Source organism: Streptococcus thoraltensis DSM 12221, from assembly GCF_000380145.1.
GTDB lineage: Bacteria > Bacillota > Bacilli > Lactobacillales > Streptococcaceae > Streptococcus > Streptococcus thoraltensis.
In genome coordinates, this window is the sequence record NZ_KB904615.1 from 1 (window position 1) to 4,784 (window position 4,784).

The window sequence follows — 4,784 nt, forward strand, 5'->3', positions numbered from 1 at the left end:
AAAAGAAAAAACAGGCGATCTTAATCACCAAGTTAAAGGAACTAAGCCAAGAAAAGTTGATAGAGATAAATTAAAGAACTATCTTAAAACTCATCCAGATGCTTATTTGACTGAAATAGCTTCTGCATTCGGCTGTCATCCAACCGCTATTCATTACGCTCTCAAATCCATGGGATATACTCGAAAAAAAAGAGCTCTACCTACCACGAACAAGACCCTGAAAAAGTAGCCCTGTTTCTTAAAGAATTTAATCATTTAGGGAACCTGACTCCTGATCTAAAATAGTTTCCAGTGTTTCTTGATGAAGAGATTGGAACAAGCTTAGTTCAACTTTTCCAATACGCTTTTTCAGCACCATCTCGTTTTTGTTTTTCTGATCAAAACGACGAGATGGGGGAACTTTCAAAGGAACGATCGGTTGTGTCATCAGAAGAGCCTCCAGTTCTATTTTCTACTAACAGTATACTGGAGGATTGAGAGGATTACTAGATACCTCGTTATGGAGCGCTTACGATTTATTTCCATAAACCCTAGGGTTGTTTCTATAGATTAAAGGGTTAATGGAAAAAGGGGGTATCTTACATTTATTTTCCATACTTTTCTTTATAATCCATTCCCCAATCCCACATGGAATCAATGATAGGTTTGAGGCTCAAGCCAGTCTCAGTCAAGGAATACTCAACTCGAGGTGGGACTTCAGCATACACCTTGCGATTGACTAAGCCTTGTTTTTCCATATCTCGCAGTTGATTCGTTAAGACTTTTTGGCTGACAGAGCCAATGGATTTTTTCAGTTCTCCAAATCGCATGGTTTTCGTCAATAAATCTCGTAAAATCAAGATTTTCCACTTATCTCCTATTAAAGATAATGTCGTTTCCACTGGACATGCTGGCAATTCTTTCTTAACAACCATAATTTCTCCTTAGTATCTTTTTGAAACTTTGAATATATTATATCTTATTTGATCATATCAGGCAATTTCTAACAATATTAAAAATTTTTTATAGTTTGAAATCCTTGATAATCCAGCAAAAGGCACCTTTAGGTAACTATATGCTAAAAAAGTGCCTACTTTCCAAATGAAACTATTGCTGTTAGAATGATGGGTGTAAGGCAAATAGCCTCAAAATAAGATTAAAAGGAGACAATCTCATGTCACAAAATATTCAAAATGCCAAAGCTCTTATCAACACATTTGTTAGTGGTGATGTTGATCTGGCTCGTCAGTTACTAGCACCTGATTACATTCAGCATAATCAAGCGTACGCTACAGGAGCAGATGCTTTTATCGCGGCAGTAGAAGGATTGGCGCAAGCACCTGTTAAAACTACAGCTGAAACAATCCGTGCATTCGAAGATGGCGACAAGGTCTTTCTTCATACCATTTATAATTTTGCTGGTGGTGGTGAACAAGTTGCCTTTGATATTTTGCGATTTAATGCTGAGGGAAAAATTGTTGAACATTGGGACAACTTAGATGCCCTAGCTGAGCCAAATCCAAGCGGCCGGACACAAACCGATGGTGTTACAGAGACGACAGAGGCAGATAAGGAAGTAACTCGCACGCTTGTAACGAATTTTGTCCAAGATATCTTACATGGTAAAAATCTAGATAAACTAACAAGTTATTTTGACGGAGATCGTTACATCCAACATAATACGGGTATTGCAGATGGTCTATCAGGTCTTGGTGCAGCACTTGCTGCTTTAGCAGAAGCAGGACTAGAAATGACTTACAAAGAGACTTATCAAGTTCTTGCTCAAGACGATTTTGCACTTGTCGTTTCTGAGGGAGAATTTGCAGGTCGACATGTTGCCTACTATGATCTTTTCCGTGTAGAAAATGGCTTTATTGCAGAACATTGGGATATCATTCAAGATATTGCGACAGAAGCAGCAAATGACAACGGCAAATTCTAAGGTACTAGTCTGAGGTAAGGTTGAAGCAACCTTGCCTTTGACGAATGGATGAGGAGAAAGAAAAGATGCAAACAGCAGATTATCTTACATTATTAGTCGATGACATTCACTCAGTTGTTATGGCAACGGTTGATGCTGAAGGCCTTCCAGCTACACGTGTCATTGATATGATGTATCAAGATGGAAAGACGGCCTATTTTCTTACAGCAAATACGAAGCCATTTTATAAACAATTACGTGATACTCCTTATGTTTCCGTCACTGGATTGACAAAAGGGATTGACACCATGCATCGAAAGATGGTGTCATTGACAGGTGAGGTTCGACATATTGGTAAAGAAAAGTTAGACCTTCTACTTGAGACAAATCCCTACATGTATGATATTTATCCAACTGAGGAAAGTCGTCAAGTGTTGGAAGTATTTATTTTCACCAAAGCTCGTGGGGAATTCTATGATTTATCAGTTTTACCACCTCGGACAGATAGTTTCCAGATAGCTATTTAGGAGGTTCATATGGATGATATCAATCAACAAGCTATTCGTTCTATTCAAGAAGCAGATACCATCTTAATTGGAGCAGGAGCAGGTCTTTCAGCAGCTGCTGGTCTAACCTATTCTGGACAAAGGTTTGAAAAAATTTTTGACAAGTTTATAGCAAAATATGGTCTAACCGATATGTATAGTGCTGGTTTTTATTCCTTTCCAACTCCAGAGGCAGAATGGGCCTATTGGGCCAAGCATATCTATCATAATCGCTATGAAAATGGTGCACTACCATTGTATGAGAAATTGTTGCGATTAGTTAAGGATAAGGAGTATTTTGTTATCACAACCAATGTTGATGGGCAATTTATGAAAGCAGGATTTGATGGTCATCGATTCTTTGAGGTTCAGGGAAATTATGGTGAATTTCAATGTTCAGTTCCCTGTAAACCGCTTGTTTATGATAATAAAGATCAAGTGTTGAAGATGTTGATAACAACGAATGATCAACTTGAAATCCCTAGTCAACAATTACCTTTTTGCCCTAATTGTGGTGCTCCCTTGACCCGTCATCTTAGAATTGACAATCGCTTTGTTCAAGATGAGACATGGAACCAACAACAGAAACGTTACGCAACTTTTTTGGAAGGATTAGAAGGTAAAAAAATAGTACTCCTAGAGTTGGGAGTCGGTTATAATACACCAACTATCATTCGTTATCCCTTTGAACAATTAACCTATCAGTTGTCACAGGCACATCTGATTCGCTTTAATCAGACTGATACAAAGGGAGTGAAGGAAAATGCTCATAAAACATTGACCCTCACAAACGACCTAGAGGAGGTACTCACATCATGGCTTTAGTGGATGAATTGATTGCAACACTAGCCCCAAGTTTGACCATACCTGCGGATGTTGATAAAGACAGTGTTTTTCGTGGGCTGATGGCTATTCAAGAGCCACAGAATTTTAGTCCAGAATTTTACAACAAACAAGATTGTTATCTGCAAGATAGACTGCGGAATAAAGGAGTGGTTGGGCTGGAGGAGTTATCTCCTATTTCAGAACATCTCTATCTATGGCAGGGGGACATCACTACCTTAAAAGTAGATGGGATTGTCAATGCTGCCAATAGCCAACTGCTAGGTTGTTTTATCCCCAATCATAGCTGTATTGATAATGCGATTCATTCCCAAGCAGGTCTGCAACTGCGCATGGCTTGTGCAGATTTGATGACAGAACAGGGCAAATTAGAACCAACAGGGCAAGCTAAAATAACACCAGCCTATAATCTTCCTAGTCGATATGTTCTTCACACTGTTGGACCCATTATCCAAAATCAGCCAACCCTGGAGCAGATGAAAGAGTTGGCTTCCTGTTATCAATCTTGTTTAGAATTAGCCATTGAGAAGGGTCTAACTAGTCTTGCTTTCTGTTGCATCTCGACAGGAGAATTTCATTTTCCAAATGAACTTGCTGCCAAAATAGCTGTAAAAACGATTAAAGATTTTTGTAATAAAGATTCTGATTTGAAGATAGTTTTCAATGTATTTAAAGATGAGGATTGGGAGATTTATTCAAGATTATTATCCAAACCTTGAATTGCATTTGACAATCACTAGTGAAATAGGTCATTGATATTGATTGGGAGTGGGACAGAAATCGATAGCTCATAAGAGTTCGATTTCGTTGTCCAACCCCCGCAAGGTTGACGTAGCTTGTAGAATATTGATTTATCAATGTTTTACAAGCCCGACAACTACTGCGTCAAGCTGCTCAAATTATAAAAATAAGGAGGTTGGGTACTTTTGTCTCAGCCTCCGCAGAACGTAGTGATGCGGTAACAGCGAACCGCTAAGTGCGTTACTCTGCCCGTAAAACTCTAAAAACTTGGAACGAAAGGGATAGTAAAAAGCCTTGAATGCAAGGCTTTTTGCCAGGGCTCCAAGCTATAAACTAAAAGGATTGAAACCTATTCAATGGCTTCAATCCTTGCAGTGTCTTTTTGGTTTTTTGTGCAAAATGAGACTGATATAGTCAACTGAAACAAGAGCAGGACAAAAGTACCTCAATGAAAGTATGGCCATTTGGCAATACTTTTCTGAGGTGTTTTTTAATGTGAGCTCATGTTTTCTCAATGGGATTGTACTCAGGTGAGTACGGAGGAAGTGGTAAAATTCTATGCCCCTGCTCCTTAGACAAGACCTTTAGCCTGCTCATTCTATGAAACTTTGCATTATCCATAATGATAACTGATGGCGTCTCCAAAGTGGGTAGTAAGAATTTTTGGAACCAAATAAGTCATCGGAGCTATAAGCTCACCATTTATGAGACCTGCAACTAAAGATATCCGCTGGTATCTTCTTCCAGAGACCTTA

General features: G+C 38.8%; 6 protein-coding genes and 2 pseudogenes. 5 read left to right on the top strand and 3 right to left on the bottom strand.

The window, feature by feature from the left end; all coding sequences use genetic code 11:
• Nucleotides 1–273 (top strand): annotated as a pseudogene (locus A3IA_RS0108000) (IS630 transposase-related protein); the annotation flags it as partial.
• Here A3IA_RS0108000 and A3IA_RS0108005 read toward each other — a convergent pair.
• Both A3IA_RS0108005 and A3IA_RS0108010 read right to left on the bottom strand, forming a co-directional pair.
• On the bottom strand, nucleotides 248–427 hold the full coding sequence (locus tag A3IA_RS0108005) for a hypothetical protein (protein ID WP_018380808.1): 180 nt from the start codon (nucleotides 425–427) through the stop codon (nucleotides 248–250). The pseudogene A3IA_RS0108000 and the gene A3IA_RS0108005 overlap by 26 nt on opposite strands.
• Nucleotides 428–584: 157 nt before the next feature.
• Entirely contained in the window at nucleotides 585–914 is a 330-nt protein-coding gene (locus A3IA_RS0108010; RefSeq protein WP_018380809.1) for a winged helix-turn-helix transcriptional regulator, read from the bottom strand.
• A 239-nt stretch (nucleotides 915–1,153) separates the two neighbouring features.
• Here A3IA_RS0108010 and A3IA_RS0108015 point away from each other — a divergent pair, with 239 nt between their 5' ends.
• The 4 genes from A3IA_RS0108015 to A3IA_RS0108030 all read left to right on the top strand — a co-directional run bounded on the left by A3IA_RS0108015 (nucleotide 1,154) and on the right by A3IA_RS0108030 (nucleotide 4,007).
• The gene (locus A3IA_RS0108015; protein ID WP_018380810.1) at nucleotides 1,154–1,921 is read left to right on the top strand and encodes a nuclear transport factor 2 family protein; all 768 of its coding nucleotides are present in this window, start codon (nucleotides 1,154–1,156) and stop codon (nucleotides 1,919–1,921) included.
• Nucleotides 1,922–1,986: 65 nt separating this feature from the next.
• The gene (locus A3IA_RS0108020) at nucleotides 1,987–2,427 is read left to right on the top strand and encodes a pyridoxamine 5'-phosphate oxidase family protein (RefSeq protein WP_018380811.1); all 441 of its coding nucleotides are present in this window, start codon (nucleotides 1,987–1,989) and stop codon (nucleotides 2,425–2,427) included.
• Between the two features lie 9 nt (nucleotides 2,428–2,436).
• Nucleotides 2,437–3,270, top strand: a complete 834-nt coding sequence (locus A3IA_RS0108025; RefSeq protein ID WP_018380812.1) for an SIR2 family NAD-dependent protein deacylase — start codon at nucleotides 2,437–2,439, stop codon at nucleotides 3,268–3,270.
• Nucleotides 3,261–4,007 (top strand): protein-ADP-ribose hydrolase, encoded by a 747-nt coding sequence (locus tag A3IA_RS0108030; RefSeq protein WP_018380813.1) that lies wholly within the window; start codon nucleotides 3,261–3,263, stop codon nucleotides 4,005–4,007. Before A3IA_RS0108025 ends, A3IA_RS0108030 begins: the two co-directional genes overlap by 10 nt.
• 436 nt (nucleotides 4,008–4,443) lie before the next feature.
• Here A3IA_RS0108030 and A3IA_RS12710 read toward each other — a convergent pair.
• Nucleotides 4,444–4,784 (bottom strand): annotated as a pseudogene (locus A3IA_RS12710) (transposase); the annotation flags it as partial.